Genomic DNA, 14,897 nt, shown 5'->3' with positions numbered 1-14,897 from the left:
TTGTCAGCGGCATGGGGCTTGTCGAATAAGAAGCACGCCGTGCGTGACCTGCGCGGCGATGGATTTAGGGCAAATGCGCCTGTGGCTCGCGATGAAGCCAGGCCCGACGCATTTGCCAGACCCGGCGGCCGATTGCGGCGCGCGGGGCATGGTTTTGAAAGGGAGACAATGAAACCTGTTGCACTGGCTATTCATGGCGGTTGCGGCGTCATGGCGAAGAGCGATCTGCGTGAAGAGGAATGGGAGGCTGCGCGCGCAGACCTTGCCGCATCGCTTCGCGCCGGCTGGGCCGTGTTGAGCAAGGGCGGTTCGGCGCTCGATGCGGTGGAAGCCGCCGTTGTCGTGATGGAGGATTCGCCCCATTTCAACGCTGGCTACGGCGCAGCGCTCAACGAGAACGCGGAGCATGAGCTCGACGCCTCTATCATGAACGGCGCAGACCTTGATGCGGGTGCGGTTTCGGCGGCAAGCCGCATTCGCAATCCGGTCAAGGCGGCGCGGGCGGTGATGGAGAAAAGCGGCGCGGTGCTGCTCACCGGCGCTGCCGCAGATCGTTTTGCCGAGCGTTGCGGTCTTGAAATGGTCGCGCCCGACTATTTCACCACGAAACGCAGGCAGGATGCGCTTGCCGCCATGAAAGAACACGCAAAGGCAGGAACGGCTGCGGCTGCATCGGAAGCCGAGAAGCACGGCACGGTGGGGGCCGTGGCGCTCGATGCAGACGGACATCTCGCAGCCGCGACTTCGACCGGCGGATACAACAACAAGCCGGAGGGACGCGTGGGCGATTCCCCGATCATCGGTGCGGGCACTTACGCACGCGATGGCGTCTGCGCGGTTTCCGGCACGGGGCAGGGCGAGTTCTTCATCCGTCACGTGGTTGGCCACGAGATCGCAAGCCGCATCGCCTATCGCGGTGAAACGCTGGAAATGGCGGCGAACGGCGTCATTCGCGAAGACCTGAAATCCTACGGGATCGGTGCCGGGGCCGTGGCGGTGGACGGGGCGGGCAATGTCTGCGCGCCCTACAACACCGCCGGCATGTTCCGTGGCTGGATTGCCAGCGACGGCGCGCTCTACGTGGCGTCCCATGACGAGGTGTTCTGCGTCGAGACGCTTGAGGCTTCCGTCTGAGGACTGGTGCAGGCGCGCTGCTCTTGCCGCGCCCGCCGGGCGTCTCTATGTCAGGCGGGCGTGGGCAGCGGCCCTGAGACGAGCGGAGACAGAGCGCTGGACGAGCACATCATCATCGTGGGAGCGGGGCATGGCGGCGTGCAGGCGGCGGCAAGCCTGCGCGAGGAAGGCTATGCCGGGAAGCTGACCCTGATTTCGGTAGATCCCGAACTTCCCTACCACAAGCCGCCGCTTTCCAAGGCCTTTCTGAAGGCGCTGGATGCCGAACCGCAGATCCTCAAGGCGCAGGCCTTTTATGATGCGCAGGGCATCGATCTGCGCCTCGGCGAAACGGTTACGGCCATTGACCCCGAAGCCCATACGCTGACGCTTTCAGACGGGAGCGTGCTTCACTGGAGCCGGCTTCTGCTGGCGACGGGCGCCCATGCGCGGCCTCTTTCGGTGCCGGGTGCGGACCTTGATGGCGTGTTCTACCTGCGCGACTGCGCCGATGCGCGGCAGCTGCGCGAGGCGGGGGAAACGGCGCGCGACGTCGTCGTCGTGGGGGGCGGCTTCATCGGCCTTGAGGCCGCCGCGACCATGGCAATGGCGGGAAAGCGGGTCCGGGTGGTGGAAGCCGCAGAGCGCCTTCTGGGCCGTGCGGTGAGTGCGCGGATTGCCGCGCATATGCTGGCCTATCACGAGAGCCTTGGCTGCGAAGTCATCACCGGCGCGGGCGTGGAGCGCCTGATTGGCGAGAATGGGCGGGTGCGGGCGCTTGTGACATCAGACGGGCAGGAGCTTGCAGCCGATCTTGTGCTGGTGGGCATCGGTGCGCTGCCGAACACCACGCTTGCCGAACAGGCAGGTCTTGTCTGCGACAATGGCATTCGCGTGGATGCGGCGTGCCGCACCAGCGCGCCCGACATCTACGCCATTGGCGATTGCGTTTCGTTCCCGCATGTTGCGGCGGAGCGTTTCCTGCGGCTGGAATCGGTACAGAACGCGACCGATCAGGCGCGCTGCGCGGCGAAGGCCATGCTGGGGCAGGAGACCGCTTTCGATGCGGTTGCCTGGTTTTGGTCGGATCAGGGCGAACGCAAGCTGCAGATGGTTGGCCTGCCTTTCGGCGTGGATCGCGAGATTGTGGCGGGCGAGGCCGAGAGCGGTGCTTTCAGCGTCTATCTGTTTTCAGGAGACCGGCTTGTTGCGGTCGAGACCGTGAACCGGCCCGGAGAACACATGCTGGGCCGGCGCATGCTGGCCGCAGGATTCTCGCCGAGCGAGGCGCAGATACTGGAAGGACCGGCGGCGCTGAAGGCGGCGTTTATGGGGAAAACCTGAGGCGAGAGGGGAGCTCCGCCTCTCCCATTTGAGGGAGTTCAGCACAAGCGTGAGCGACTACCAATCAATCTGATCGATTGATGGAGATTCGTTTCATGTCCGGCGCAGCAGCCATCCCGCGCACTTCTTCGCTCGCGATCAGCAGCCCTCTCAGGGGGATGCTGAGATCTTCTTTTATTCTGGCGCTTCTTGCGGGCGTGGCGTTCGTGAATGCCGGGGCGGACGCCCGTGCCAAGACGCTGAGCAAGGAGGAGCAGGCGCGGCTTGCTGCCGCCGATGAAGGCGAGACGCCCGCAACCGCCATCGCCCTGCCTTTCGAGGACCGTTTCGAGGATGACGGGCTTGCCGCGCACTGGCAGGTTCTGAATGAGGACCGCGACCAGTATGTTGCCGAGCGGGGCATGCTGCTAGCCATCACCAGCGGCGGCAGGGACGGTTTCGACAATGCCGATGCGCGCAACATCTACCAGTTGCAGGGCGCCATGCCGGACGGCGATTTCGACATCTCGCTTGGCGGCCGCCTCGACGCCAAGACCGGCTTTGATGAAGTGTGGCTGGGACTGCGCGAGAGCGATGAGAATTTCGTCGCCGCGCATCTCTATGTTCATACCAAGGGCTGTGGACCGGCGCTCTATATCAGCACGGTCGCCAACCAGCCGCTCAACCCGGAAGAACCCGCCGTGCCTTCTGCGATGTCCGTCAACCTCTTTGACGGGCCGGCAGCCCGGAATATCTGCAACAAGACCGGGCGCGCCTACGGGGATCGGGTCCTGGCCGATCTTTATGAAAAAGGATTCGTTCTCACGCTTTCCAGGCGCGGATTGCGCTACCAGGCGAAGGTCACGCTCGATCTGCCCGCCGGTGAAGGCGAGGCGGTAGGCGGCGTGCAGGAATTTTCCGGCGGCCGGGTCGCGCGCATGGCCGGTTTCGGCAGCCCCGCTTTCATGGTCGGGCAGGGCAAGAAGGCCAAGGGCGGGGAAACACTCGCCGAGTTCGACCGGTTCAGCATCAAACGTCCGGGGCAGCAATGAGCAGGGTGAGCAGAATGATGGGCAAGACGTGTTTCGCGCAAGGGTTGCGTCGGGCCATGCTGGGCACGGCGCTGGCGGGTTGCATTCCCATGGGGGCGCTGCAGGCGGAAGCGGCCGAAATTGATGACGCCGTGGAGGTGGTGCGCATGTTCTTTGCCGAACACAGCCGCCGCTTCAACAACAATGAAGAGCCGCTTCTCAATGATGGCAAGGCCTCGCGACGCTTTCTCGTGGACGGGCTTGCCCATGACGATCTGCAGGGCGCGCTGATGTTCGACCCGGTCTATGGCGGACAGGATGCGGACATAGCCAATCTGAACATCGCGCCGGATGCGGATGCGCCGATTCTGCGCGGTGCGGCGCAGATCCACGTGACATTCACGAATATGGGCGCGCCGCGCAACTTCATCTACACGCTGATCGAGGCCCCGGACGGGACGTGGCAGATCAACGACATCTATTCCGAGGATGACAACTGGTCGCTGTCTGAGCTGGCGCAAGGTCAGGGTTTTGAAATCCGCTCCGATCCGGCCATGGAGGCAACGCTTTCGGGCGGGGGGCCTTCCGGCGCCGGATCGGGCGGAGACCGCAGGCCGGAGGGTGCGGGCGCTGACGACCGGTCTTCCATCCTACCGGGCATGGAAGAGGGAGACCTGCCGGGCAATGGTCTGGCCGAAGGCGGCAGCGATCTTCTTTTCGTTCTGGACGGTTCAGGCTCCATGTGGGGGCAGATCGACGGTGTGGCGAAGATCACCACGGCGCGACAGGTTCTGTCGGGTCTGATGGGCGATCTGGCAGCCAACACGAATGTGGGGCTGATGGCCTATGGCCACCGCCGCGAGGGCGACTGCGGCGATACGGAGATCATTTATCCGGTTGCCAATTATGAAAGCGGGCAGTTGAAGCCGGCGATTGAAGGCATCACGCCGCGCGGCAAGACGCCGATTGCCGACGCGCTCATGCGCGCTGCCGACGCAATGCCGCAATCGGGCCGTCCGGCCAATGTACTCCTGATCTCGGATGGTCTGGAAACCTGCGGCGGGGACCCGTGCGCAGCGGCGGCAGCCCTTGCCGAGCGCGGCATCAACACGCGGGTGCATGTGGTCGGATTTGATCTGAGCGATGAAGAAAACGCAGCCCTGCAATGCATCGCGGATAACGGGAACGGCAAATATTACTCTGCCAGCAATGCGGACGAATTTGCGCGCGCCGTTGGCGAGGTTGTCGCCGAGGCCGAGCGACAGATGCCCGAGCCGAAACCTGCGCCGCAGCCTGAACCGGTGGTTCAGGCTGTGTTTGAGGAGAATTTCGACGGGCCGGAACTGGATGCGGCCTGGCAGGTGGTAAACCCGGCTGAAAACCTCACGGCCTTCACCGGCGATGGCATGCTTTTCGCCTCGGTGCTGGGCCGCTATGCCAATCATGACGATGCGAAGGCTCAGAACCGCTATGTGCTCGATCATGCCCTGCCTGAGGGTGATTTCGACCTTGCGCTCGATTTCAGGATTCATGAGCAGACCGGTTATGAGAATGTCTGGCTCAGTGTTCAGGACGATGCGGAAAACCAGATCGGTGCGATGGCATGGGTCTGGCGGAAGGGCTGCGGGGCCTATCTGAACCTGTCTCTGATCCGCGTGAGCGATGGCAAGGAGGAAGCCAGGTTCGATACGAACCTCTTTGACGGGCCGATTGTCGCCAGGCTCTGTCAGGACGGCGACCGCACTTATGGCGACCGGGTTCTGGAAGCGCTCGGCACGCAGGGCGCGGAACTGCGGCTCAAGCGGCGCGGACGGCAGGTGACGGCGGCCATTGCGATGGAACTGCCCGAAGCCGACGGACGACCGGCCGACACGTTCCGTTTCGAAACAGAACCGATGACCGTTCTGCGTCTTTCCGGTCAGCCGGCCGTTCTGGCCGGGCACTGGCACAAGGCGCGTCCGGGCGAAAGTCATATCGCCTTTGATCGCTTCACGATTGAGGCCGGATCGGAATGATCGCGCTCCACACGGTCTGGCGGCATCTGGCAGGTGCAATGCTGCTCGCGGCCATGACGACCGTGACCCATGGGCAGGAACCGGATGCGCAGGTGCTTCGATGCGCAGCCGGGTTCGGTTGTCCCGCGGGCGGCGTGTCGCAGGAGGACGCGCTTGGCCTCGTGGATGTACGCTCGGCGCAGGAAGCGCGTGACCGCTATGCGCAGGATCATCCCGATCTTTATGTCGAGGATGCCTTCGAGGCGGCGAAGGAGACGGCTGCCGAGCCCGTGGAAACGGCGGATGCCGATCTTCTGCGCTGCGCATCGGGCTTTGGCTGTGAGGGTATGGCTGTTTCGCCAGACGATGCGCTGGTCCTTTCGGGCGAGAAAAGCAGGAGCGCTGCGCGTGACCGCTACGCAAGCGAATTTCCGGAAGCCTATCTGGAAGACGCCTTTCCCTCGGAAGGCCAGCGCGACAATCCGGTTAAACTCGATGCCGACAGCGCGGACGAGACGTCCGGAGAGATCGAGCTTTTCGATGGCAGCGAAGAACCGTCCAGGGCAATCGATATGTTTGAGGGGGAAGGCGGCCCGGACCGGAAGAAAAGCAGCACAGAGGGTTCTGATTTCGCGCAGCTTGAAGGCTATGCCGAAAAGCCCTGCGCAGGCGAGGTCTACCAAAACCCGGATTTCATGCATATGGCCGGGTACAAGGTTGCCCTCTGTCTCAGGATGGCAGGCAATGCGCTCAGTGATTGCGGTCTGCCTGCCGCCCGCGCTTTCTGCCTCACAAGGCAGCATGGCAATGCAGCCTGTTTTGGCGTGACGACGGCAGCACAGGCGCTCAATGTCGGCGCTTACTGTCAGGGTGGCGGCTGTGCGGCGTTCAGCTTCATCGTATGCCGATAGGGCGATTGTTGCGCAGTACTGCGTTGCAAAACCACCCAAATGGGAGAGGCCACGCGCCGCATGATCGTGTCTCCTGCCTGCATTGAAGAACGCAGGGTGAAGGAGAACCAGATGCGAAGATTTGTGATTGGACTGGCTGCCATGCTGGGCCTTGCCATCGTCGGCCATGCGCCTGCCGCGATGGCCAAGACGATCTGTTCCATTCAGGCGGTCGAGGCGAGCAGCAAGGGACACCGCACCGGCAAGGGAGCCGTGGCGCGGGCCTGGGTCAACTGGCAGGGCAAGATGCGCAATGAGCACGGACGACGCTTCTCGGTGGCGCTTGCGCGCTCAACGCGCGGCTTTCCCAAGCGGCAGCGGGACGGGCGTTTCAATCATGCCGCCACGGTGCGCGCACAGGGTTGTTACGTCAAACGTGTCTCATGCGTGACCGGCTCGGGCATCACGCCGGTCTGTGAATGCCAGCCGGACAGGCGGGCCGCGCTTCGGCAGGGCTGCGAGGTCTATGCGCCGGGACGACGTTAAAAACCGGGCGGCCCCTCATTTCAGCCAGCCCACCGGCCCGGACATGATCCGGGCCGTCAGCTCGGCCTGGCTGTGAACGGTCATCTTCTGAAACGCCTTCTTCAGGTGCCCGCGCGCGGTGCTGACAAGAATGCCCAGTTCGCCGGCGATCTCATCCAGCGACATCCCTTCGGCGATCAGGAGGGCGATTTCCGCTTCCTTGCCGGTCAGCCCATAGGCCAGCTCGGTGAGCACGCGGCGCGTGTTGTCGTCATCGTCGCGTTCCGTAGCCCGCAGGATGAGGATGCTTGCCGGGCCCTGGCGCTGAAGTCCGGTCTGCCGGAGCGCCTGCGGGTGAAAATGGAAGCCGACCGGCGCATTGTCGTGCAGCACGATCCGGTCATTGTTGACCTTCCCGGTGTCCTCGGCGGCTGCGCCTGAAACGAACAGTCGGCGGGTGGCAGCCGCGCTGAAGGCATCGCCATCGGTACCGGGTGAAGTTTTGGGAAAAATCCGTAAGAGCGTTTCCCGGTAGGTCGTATTGGCGTGCAAAAGCGCGCCATCGGCATCGAGGATAGCAATGCCGATCTGCAGCTTGTCGATGACCGCCTGAAGCAGGACGCCCAGCGTGGCGTTCATCATCACCTGCCGGTTGAGGCTGAAGGCCCGCTCCCAGTGGGGCATCAGGCGTTCGATGCGCTCGGCCAGTTCGGCCTCCGTCATCTCGCCATCCTGCTCGGCCTCGTAGATGATCCGGTAAATCACCTCGGTCCAGCGCGTCTCGTCATCAATGGCGTTGTAGCAGAGCTCGACCAGTTCGTCGGGGCGCATGTCTGCGGGCGCGGCTCCGCCGCCGAGGCGGGCGATCACATCGCTCGCCAGCTGTGCGACGTCCACTTCGCTGTAGCGTGCGTCAGCGGTCGCTGCGCCATCCTGACCGACCCAGTCGAGAATGCGTTTTGAAATGCCGAAGCGCCTTTCTTCCAGAAACAGGCCGGAGCGTACGCCTTCGACACGTTCGGCGGCGACGTCCTCAACGCCGACTTCAGCCAGAAAGCGTTCGATGGGCGGCAGGAACCCGCCATCGCGCAGCATGGCGTCCTCACCGCCAAACATCACCAGAACGCGGGTGCCGGGCTTGAGGCGCGCATTGTTCGGCCATTTCCAGGCGGACAGCATGCCCGAGAAGATGTTCGACCAGTAGGCGGGGCTGGGAATGGGCCAGCCTTCCGGATCGGACACGATCTCGCGGATCAGGTCCCGGTCGGTGCTGATGACATCCGCCGGATGCTCCCGGTCGCGCAGATGCGCGCCGAGGAAGGCATAGAGATGATGCAGGATCTGTTCGTCCGGCTGGTCGGCGGCGCGAAGACGCATGCGGACCTTTGAAAAGGCTTTGCCGAACAGGGCAAGCGTTCTCTGGTTGGGAACCGGCGAGATGAGCACGATGTGGCGGGCAAGGTCGTGCCAGGTCTTCATCACTTCAAGCGTCATCAGCGCCGTGATGTTCGGCACCACGACGAGGCGGTCTTCCCACCCGACGCCATCAAAGCTGCGTTCCAGAAGATGGCGCATGTCGTCCACGGCCAGCGACCAGCCATCGCCGGTGTCCAGATGGCCGAGCGGCACCTGGGCGTCCGTGCTTTTGCCATGGCCGCGAATATCGCCGGAATGGGCATCCCAGCCGGCGGCGCGAAACCCTTCCGCCAGATCCGACAGCATGCCGGAATGGGTGGGCTGGCTGTGGCCGATGAACACGGCCCTGCGCGGGACGGAAGTGCGCGGCTGCGATGCAGAGCGCCATTTCCGGTAGAACAGCGGCGGGCCGTTCACACGCGCTAAGTATTTGGCTTCCATGGGTTCCTCCTGCATGCCCTTCTGGCAGACGCCGGCTGAACCGACACTGAACGGGGCGTGCAGATTCCCCGAAACGGGGGAAACCTAGAGCATTTTGCAGTCAGGTGGAAACACCAGACATCCGCATGAATGCGCAGAGCGGGCCGGCATCAGCGATGCCAGCCGGAACAGGATACAGATGGCTACGCGCCTATTCGACGTAGCGCTTGATGGCGAATTTCGCTTCTTCGAAGTCTGCCGCGATGCCGGCCAGAAGTGTGTCGATCCGGTCGGGGTTGGCGTTCTTGCCCACCAGCCTGTCCTGCGCCATGAAGAACAGAACATCGTCATCCACCACGAAACCGACATTGTGGTAGCGCTGAAGCAGGTCGAGCATGGTCGCCTGTGTCGCGGGGGTGAGAATGCGCAGAATGTCGTGCTCCACCGCGTTTTCATCACCGCTCTTTGCTGTTCCGGTGATGTTGAAGGCGGCGTTGAACTGCACGGATTCAGTCTTGATGTCCCGGTCGAGCGGTCCCCTGTTGACCAGGTTTTCCGGGCGGATGACGGCGCGAACGCCTGTCTTGCGGCCAATTCTGTAGGCCCCGAGCAATGAGAAGAAGACGCCGAAGCCGCCTTTGCCGCCATGCGCGTCTTCACGCAGCGACTTGTCTGCCGCAAGCCCGGCCTCCATCTGCATGGCGCCGATGGCCATCCAGAAAGGCAGGTCGTCTTTGGTGCTTTTGCCCCAGAATTCGCCGTCGAACTCAGCGCCCATGAACGCGCCGACCTGAAGCTTCGTCAGTTCCGGAACAAGGGTCTCGACGGCTCTGGCGCGTTCCGATTTCACACGTTGTGCGCGCCGTTCCGCACCATCCGAGGACCAGGCCGTTTTATAGGCCATCACCCGCTCCATCAGCTTGCCGGTGTAGGTCCAGCCCTTCTGCCGTGCGAGCCTGACGCGCCGCAGGGTCTTTCGGCCATCTTCGTTCTCAAGCTCTGCGGCGAAGATGAATGCGCCGAAAAGAACCGTGGTGACGGCGACCGGAATGAAGGGGAACCCGTCAGTGAGAAAACCCTGCACGAAGGTCCACAACATGGCGGCAAGCGCGGCGATGGGAAGGAAACGCCGAACCGGAGCGGGCAGGGTGATGCCGGTCTTGATCTGCGAGATGTCGTCGGTTTCGACCGAGATGGTTCCCTGAACGGGATCCCAGTGGCCGCTGACGGCGTTCACGCCTGCGCTCCCGGCAGATCGATGGCCGGCACGGCCTCGACATGTTTGCGTTCGGCATCCGAGAGCGCGAAGAAGTCTGCCCGCTCGAAACGGAGCATGGCGGCGACCCAGCTTGAGGGGATTGCATCAAGCATGGTGTTGTAGCGCTCGACATTGCCATTGTAGAGCCGACGCGCGGCGCTGATCTGGTCTTCGGTCTCCTCAAGCTGCTTCTGCAGCTCGAGTATGTTCCCCGTCGAGGTGATTTCCGGGTGATCTTCCGTATAGCCAAAGAAGCTGCGCAGGCTCGCCGTCAGTTCGGCCTCGGCCTCCTGAACCTCTTCCATCCTGCCATTGAGTGCGGCGACCGCCTTTTCACGCACGTCCAGAATGCTGTCGAACAGGCGGTTTTCCTGTGCGATGGCGCTGCGCGCCGCCGAGACGAGCGCGGGAACGAGATCGTGTCGTCGCTTGAGCTGCACCTGAACGCCGGAAAAGCCGTTCAGTACGGAATTGCGGGCCGATGCGAGGCGGTTCTGGAAGAAGACGAACCCGCCAAACAGGACGAGGACGATGATCAGTATGGTTGTCATGCCGGCTTTCACTTTCTGCAGAATGCTGCCGGCAATCAAGCAAATGGGGAAACCAAGCGCCTCTCCCATTTGAGGGAGTGAACACTTTCAGATGGCGCTTGTGGCATCGAAACGCGGCCACACTGTCCGTTCAGACGGTGTCTCCGGTCTGGCGGCACGCCTAGTCTCCCGTCACGCGAATCGGCGTTTCAGTGGGCGGGAACCGGGACAGAAGACCGACTATGGACATCAATCTGCAATTGCCGCTGATCGGCGCGGTTCTGGCGCTGCCGGCGCTCTATGCGCTCTGGCGCGCGCCTTCGGGAACGCGCGACGATTTCATCTTCAATTCCGGCCGCACGGGGTTCTGGGGCACGCTTGCGGGCATTGTCTGCGGCAATATCGGCATCGGCACCTTCGTGGCGATCATGCTTTTTTCGGCGGCGAGCCCCGTGATCGGTGTTTCGCTGGCATTCGCCTACGCGCTTGGTCTCGTGATCTGCGCAATCATCGCACCGAACGTGCATGCGCTTTCTGAACGGCATGGGGTGAGGGGGCTGATCGATCTGATCGTGGTCACCCACCGCATCCAGCAGCCCCTTCTGGTCTGGCTGCCCATTGCGTTCGTGTTTCTGCTGCGCGCGACCGTGCAATTGCTGGCGCTGGCGGCGATCCTGATGACGATCCTGCCCGTATCACAGCTCGCGGCGGTGGGGCTTGCGGCGCTCTGCGCCGGCGCATACACGGCCATCGGCGGCTATCGCGTGGCGACGGAAACGGATGTCGTGCAGTCGCTCATCATCGTTGCCGGCATTGCGCTTTTGACATTCGCCAATCTGGGTGCGGTTCCGCAGACCGGGCCATTCTTCGATCTGGGCCCTTATCGGCTGCCGCTCCTTATCGGTGTCTGGCTCTTCATCCCGGTCAGCGCGGTGCTGGCGGTGGACAACTGGCAGCGCATGGCGACGGCGCGCGATCCGCAGGTGGCGCGCAGGGCGTTTCTGGCGGGCGCTCCGCTTTGCCTCCTGTGCTATCTCGGCATCGTCTGGCTTGGGCTCGGCGGCGCAGTGGAGGGCGCGATAACGAGCGGCCTGCACGGTCTTGTGCCGGCGGGCCATGGCTGGATCGTCGACCTGATGCTGATCGCCGTGGTCATGTCGACCATGGATACATTCGTCATGCCGCTGATGACCGGGCTTGAGCGCACGACGCTGCCGCTCAGGCAGTTACAGCTGATGGTGGTCGCCGTTTTCGCAGGCATGGCCCTGATCGGCGCGCTGTTCGGTGACCTCCTGTCTTCCATCATCGCCGCCTTTTCATCGCTCGCCGTGTTCCTGCCGACCGTGCTTGCAGCGGTCCTGGGCCACCGGGTCAGTGCGCCTGCCGCCATCCTGTCGCTGAACGCGGGCGTGATCGTGACGCTCCTTCTGCTCACCGTGGATCAGAATTCCGCGGCGCTGGTGGGCTGCGCATTCGCGGCCATGGTCTACGGTTTCACTGCCTATCTGACAGGCAGTCGCCGGGCCATCGCCGGTTAGGGGGCGATTGAAAAACGGGGCAAAATCCGGTTTCCATCCTTCGGTCCGGTGCTCCAGCGCATGTTACCTTTGAAAAATGCCGCGCGATGGGGCACATATCTGCTCAGAGAGGCGCGTGACCGCGCTGCATCATGAAACACTGCAGACAGAACCCGTAAATGGCTGAGTACAATCAAAAATTCGCCGTAGCGCCCATGATCGACTGGACGGACCGGCATTGCCGCTACTTCCATCGCCGGCTGACGGAGCGCGCGCTGCTCTATACGGAGATGGTTGTTGCAGATGCTGCGATCCATGGCGACCGGTCGCGCCTCCTGGGCTTTGACGAGAGCGAACACCCCGTGGCGCTGCAGCTTGGCGGCTCCGATCCGCAGAAGCTGGCGCAGGCCGCGGAGATCGGCGCCGAGTTCGGCTATGACGAAATCAACCTCAATGTAGGTTGCCCCTCCGACCGGGTGCAGTCGGGCACGTTCGGCGCATGCCTGATGAAGACGCCGGAGATTGTCGGTGCGTGTGTCGCCGCGATGAAGGAGCGTGTGTCGGTTCCCGTCACGGTCAAATGCCGGATCGGCGTGGATGAGCAGGACACGCAGACAGCGCTTGATGCGCTGGCGGAGGCTTCCTGGTCGGCTGGTGCGGATGCGCTTTGGGTGCATGCGCGCAAGGCCTGGCTTCAGGGGCTCAGCCCCAAGGAAAACCGCGAAATCCCGCCGCTCGATTATGACCGTGTCTATCGCCTGAAGGCGGCGCATCCAGACCGCTTCATCGGTATCAATGGCGGAATTGCAACCCTTGAGGACGCCGCCGCACATCTTGAGCATGTGGATGGCGTCATGATGGGGCGCGCGGCCTATCAGAACCCGGTGGTGCTGGCCGGCGTCGATGCACTGCTGGCCGGAAGCACGCCGCAGAAGGTGGATTTCGAAGGGCTGATCGACGCCATGGCGGCTTATGCCGGGCGACACATTGCAGCCGGCGGACGCCTGGCGCATGTCACGCGGCACATGATCGGCCTGTTCCACGGTTATGACGGCGCGCGCCGCTACCGGCAGATCCTGTCGAGCGAGGCGACGCGGGCGGGTGCGGGGCCGGAGGTGCTGCGCGCGGCGTTTGCGGCCGTTGATCTCAGCACGCAGCGCGACGCGGCCTGAAGCGTGTTCAATCATCACGCATAATCTGCAACAAGCCATGGGGTGTTTCAGCCGAGCGGATCGGTCGAACCGGGGCGGGAGAGGGAACTGACATGAACCTACCGATTGGCGAGATCGCCATGTTTGCCGCTGCCCTTGCGGCTGCGGGCGTCGTGGCGGGCGTTCTGGCCGGGCTGTTTGGCATTGGCGGCGGGGCGATCCTCGTGCCGGTGTTCTATCAGGTCTTCGCTCTGGTCGGTGTGGACGAGGCGGTGCGCATGCATCTTTCCGTCGGCACCTCGCTGGCCATCATCGTGCCCACCTCGCTGCGGTCGTTCCGCGCGCATTATCTGCGCGGGGCGGTGGATATGGACCTCCTGAAGAGTTTCGTCATCGCGGTGCCGGTGGGCGTGGTGCTTGCCTCGCTCGTTGCCGCCTATGTGTCGAGCGGCGGCCTGCGCGCCATCTTTGCGCTGATCGCGCTTCTTGTCGGTGTGCGGCTGCTTTTGAACCGCGAGAGCTGGCGGCTCGGCACGGAGCTTCCGGGCAATCCCGTGCGCTCGATGGTCGGTGTTCTGATCGGCTTCCTGTCGACGCTGATGGGCATTGGCGGCGGCGTTCTGAACAACACCTTCATGACGCTGTTCAACCGTCCCATGCACCAGGCTGTGGCGACCTCGTCCGGCGTCGGCGTTCTGATCTCAATACCGGGCCTGTTTGGCTATGTGTGGGCCGGGTGGGGCGAACCGCTTCTGCCGGTCGCCTCGACCGGCTATGTGAACTGGATTGCGGTGTTCCTGATCATCCCGATCACGCTTCTGGTTGCGCCGCTCGGTGTGCGGATCGCCCATGCGCTCGACAAGCGAAAGCTCGAAACGGCCTTCGGCATCTTCATGATCATTGTCGCGGCCCGCTTCGGCTGGAGCCTGATCTGATTCCGTTCAGAAAAATGCTCTAGAGCGTTTCCACTTTTCCTGGAATTGCTTTAGATAAGCGTCCGCTCGAAGCGGTTGCGGCGCATTGCGTAGAAAGGAACGGGTGCGCCGGGGGCAAGGTCGGGATCGACCTTGAGACGCGCCTCGAGATCATCGAGGATCGTGCAGGTGATCAGCGGAACCTCGGTTTCCTTGGCTTCTGGAATGGGAAGCCAGACCAGCTCTTCCAGTTCGTGGGTCGGCCCGCCATCGGGCAGTTCGACGGCCACGTCATCGCGCCAGGCGGCGAGAAAGCGTGTGTCGAAGCGGCGCACGCGGCGCGGCGGCGTCACGGCGCGGGCAATGTAGCGAAGGCCCGAAAGCGACGGGCAGACGCCGTGCTCGACAAAGCCCTGCCAGTCCTTTGCAGCAGTCGAAAACGCACCCTTTTCACCGATCAGAAGCCCTGCTTCCTCATAGGTTTCGCGGATTGCGGACATGGCGACGGCGCGGGCGCGCGCGGCCGTGGCGCGCGATCCGGTGCCGATGAGACGACGCTCTTCATCCGGGTGGAGACCGGAGGCGACGGGAATGCGGCTGTCGGCGGGGTCCGTGCGTCCACCGGGAAAGACGAAGCGGCCGGGCATGAAAGCGTGTTTGTGGTGGCGGCGACCCATCAAAACGCGCACCTGATCGCCGCTGCGGTCGAGCAGGATGAGCGTTGCCGCGTCGCGCGGGCGCATCGGCTTTCCGCCAAGCGAAAAGTCCTTTGCCTCGGCGCGGTCCACCGCCGCCTTGTCGAGACCGTCCATACG

General features: G+C 63.4%; 13 protein-coding genes. 9 read left to right on the top strand and 4 right to left on the bottom strand.

Features of this window, described 5'->3' with window-relative positions:
- Positions 1-168: 168 nt before the first annotated feature.
- The 6 genes from AC4PTT_RS11250 to AC4PTT_RS11225 all read left to right on the top strand — a co-directional run bounded on the left by AC4PTT_RS11250 (position 169) and on the right by AC4PTT_RS11225 (position 6,897).
- Complete coding sequence (locus AC4PTT_RS11250) at positions 169-1,134, top strand: isoaspartyl peptidase/L-asparaginase family protein (RefSeq protein WP_206547633.1); 966 nt, start codon at positions 169-171, stop codon at positions 1,132-1,134.
- A 96-nt stretch (positions 1,135-1,230) separates the two neighbouring features.
- On the top strand, positions 1,231-2,457 hold the full coding sequence (locus tag AC4PTT_RS11245) for an NAD(P)/FAD-dependent oxidoreductase (RefSeq protein WP_492162609.1): 1,227 nt from the start codon (positions 1,231-1,233) through the stop codon (positions 2,455-2,457).
- Between the two features lie 158 nt (positions 2,458-2,615).
- The gene (locus AC4PTT_RS11240; protein WP_492161164.1) at positions 2,616-3,488 is read left to right on the top strand and encodes a hypothetical protein; all 873 of its coding nucleotides are present in this window, start codon (positions 2,616-2,618) and stop codon (positions 3,486-3,488) included.
- A 14-nt stretch (positions 3,489-3,502) separates the two neighbouring features.
- On the top strand, positions 3,503-5,482 hold the full coding sequence (locus tag AC4PTT_RS11235; protein ID WP_492161163.1) for a vWA domain-containing protein: 1,980 nt from the start codon (positions 3,503-3,505) through the stop codon (positions 5,480-5,482).
- A complete protein-coding gene (locus AC4PTT_RS11230; RefSeq protein WP_492161162.1) occupies positions 5,479-6,372 on the top strand; it encodes a hypothetical protein in 894 nt (297 codons plus the stop codon). Before AC4PTT_RS11235 ends, AC4PTT_RS11230 begins: the two co-directional genes overlap by 4 nt.
- Before the next feature lie 111 nt (positions 6,373-6,483).
- Positions 6,484-6,897, top strand: coding sequence for a hypothetical protein (locus AC4PTT_RS11225; protein ID WP_206552642.1), 414 nt, complete (start codon positions 6,484-6,486; stop codon positions 6,895-6,897).
- Positions 6,898-6,912: 15 nt separating this feature from the next.
- Here the strand turns inward: AC4PTT_RS11225 and AC4PTT_RS11220 are convergent, their stop codons facing one another.
- From AC4PTT_RS11220 to AC4PTT_RS11210, 3 genes are all read right to left on the bottom strand, one after another.
- Positions 6,913-8,733 (bottom strand): serine aminopeptidase domain-containing protein, encoded by a 1,821-nt coding sequence (locus AC4PTT_RS11220; RefSeq protein ID WP_492161161.1) that lies wholly within the window; start codon positions 8,731-8,733, stop codon positions 6,913-6,915.
- A gap of 190 nt (positions 8,734-8,923) precedes the next feature.
- Positions 8,924-9,949 carry a hypothetical protein gene (locus AC4PTT_RS11215; protein ID WP_299939280.1) on the bottom strand — a complete coding sequence of 342 codons (1,026 nt, stop codon included), beginning with the start codon at positions 9,947-9,949 and terminating at the stop codon, positions 8,924-8,926.
- Entirely contained in the window at positions 9,946-10,521 is a 576-nt protein-coding gene (locus AC4PTT_RS11210) for a LemA family protein (RefSeq protein ID WP_162742308.1), read from the bottom strand. Before AC4PTT_RS11210 ends, AC4PTT_RS11215 begins: the two co-directional genes overlap by 4 nt.
- A 221-nt stretch (positions 10,522-10,742) precedes the next feature.
- On the opposite strand from AC4PTT_RS11210, the gene AC4PTT_RS11205 reads away from it, so the two are divergent.
- The 3 genes from AC4PTT_RS11205 to AC4PTT_RS11195 all read left to right on the top strand — a co-directional run bounded on the left by AC4PTT_RS11205 (position 10,743) and on the right by AC4PTT_RS11195 (position 14,103).
- Positions 10,743-12,038, top strand: a complete 1,296-nt coding sequence (locus AC4PTT_RS11205) for a hypothetical protein (protein WP_492161160.1) — start codon at positions 10,743-10,745, stop codon at positions 12,036-12,038.
- A 158-nt stretch (positions 12,039-12,196) separates the two neighbouring features.
- The gene (gene dusA, locus AC4PTT_RS11200; RefSeq protein ID WP_492161159.1) at positions 12,197-13,189 is read left to right on the top strand and encodes a tRNA dihydrouridine(20/20a) synthase DusA; all 993 of its coding nucleotides are present in this window, start codon (positions 12,197-12,199) and stop codon (positions 13,187-13,189) included.
- A gap of 92 nt (positions 13,190-13,281) precedes the next feature.
- Positions 13,282-14,103: a sulfite exporter TauE/SafE family protein gene (locus tag AC4PTT_RS11195; protein ID WP_492161158.1), complete on the top strand. Its 822-nt coding sequence runs from the start codon at positions 13,282-13,284 to the stop codon at positions 14,101-14,103.
- A 50-nt stretch (positions 14,104-14,153) separates the two neighbouring features.
- Here AC4PTT_RS11195 and AC4PTT_RS11190 read toward each other — a convergent pair whose 3' ends face one another.
- Positions 14,154-14,894 carry an NUDIX hydrolase gene (locus AC4PTT_RS11190; RefSeq protein WP_206545509.1) on the bottom strand — a complete coding sequence of 247 codons (741 nt, stop codon included), beginning with the start codon at positions 14,892-14,894 and terminating at the stop codon, positions 14,154-14,156.
- Positions 14,895-14,897: the final 3 nt, after the last annotated feature.

Source organism: Nitratireductor sp. WH36-1 (genome assembly GCF_058725515.1).
Note: the sequence above shows the minus strand (reverse complement) of the source record. Positions and strands in the feature narration are given on the sequence as shown.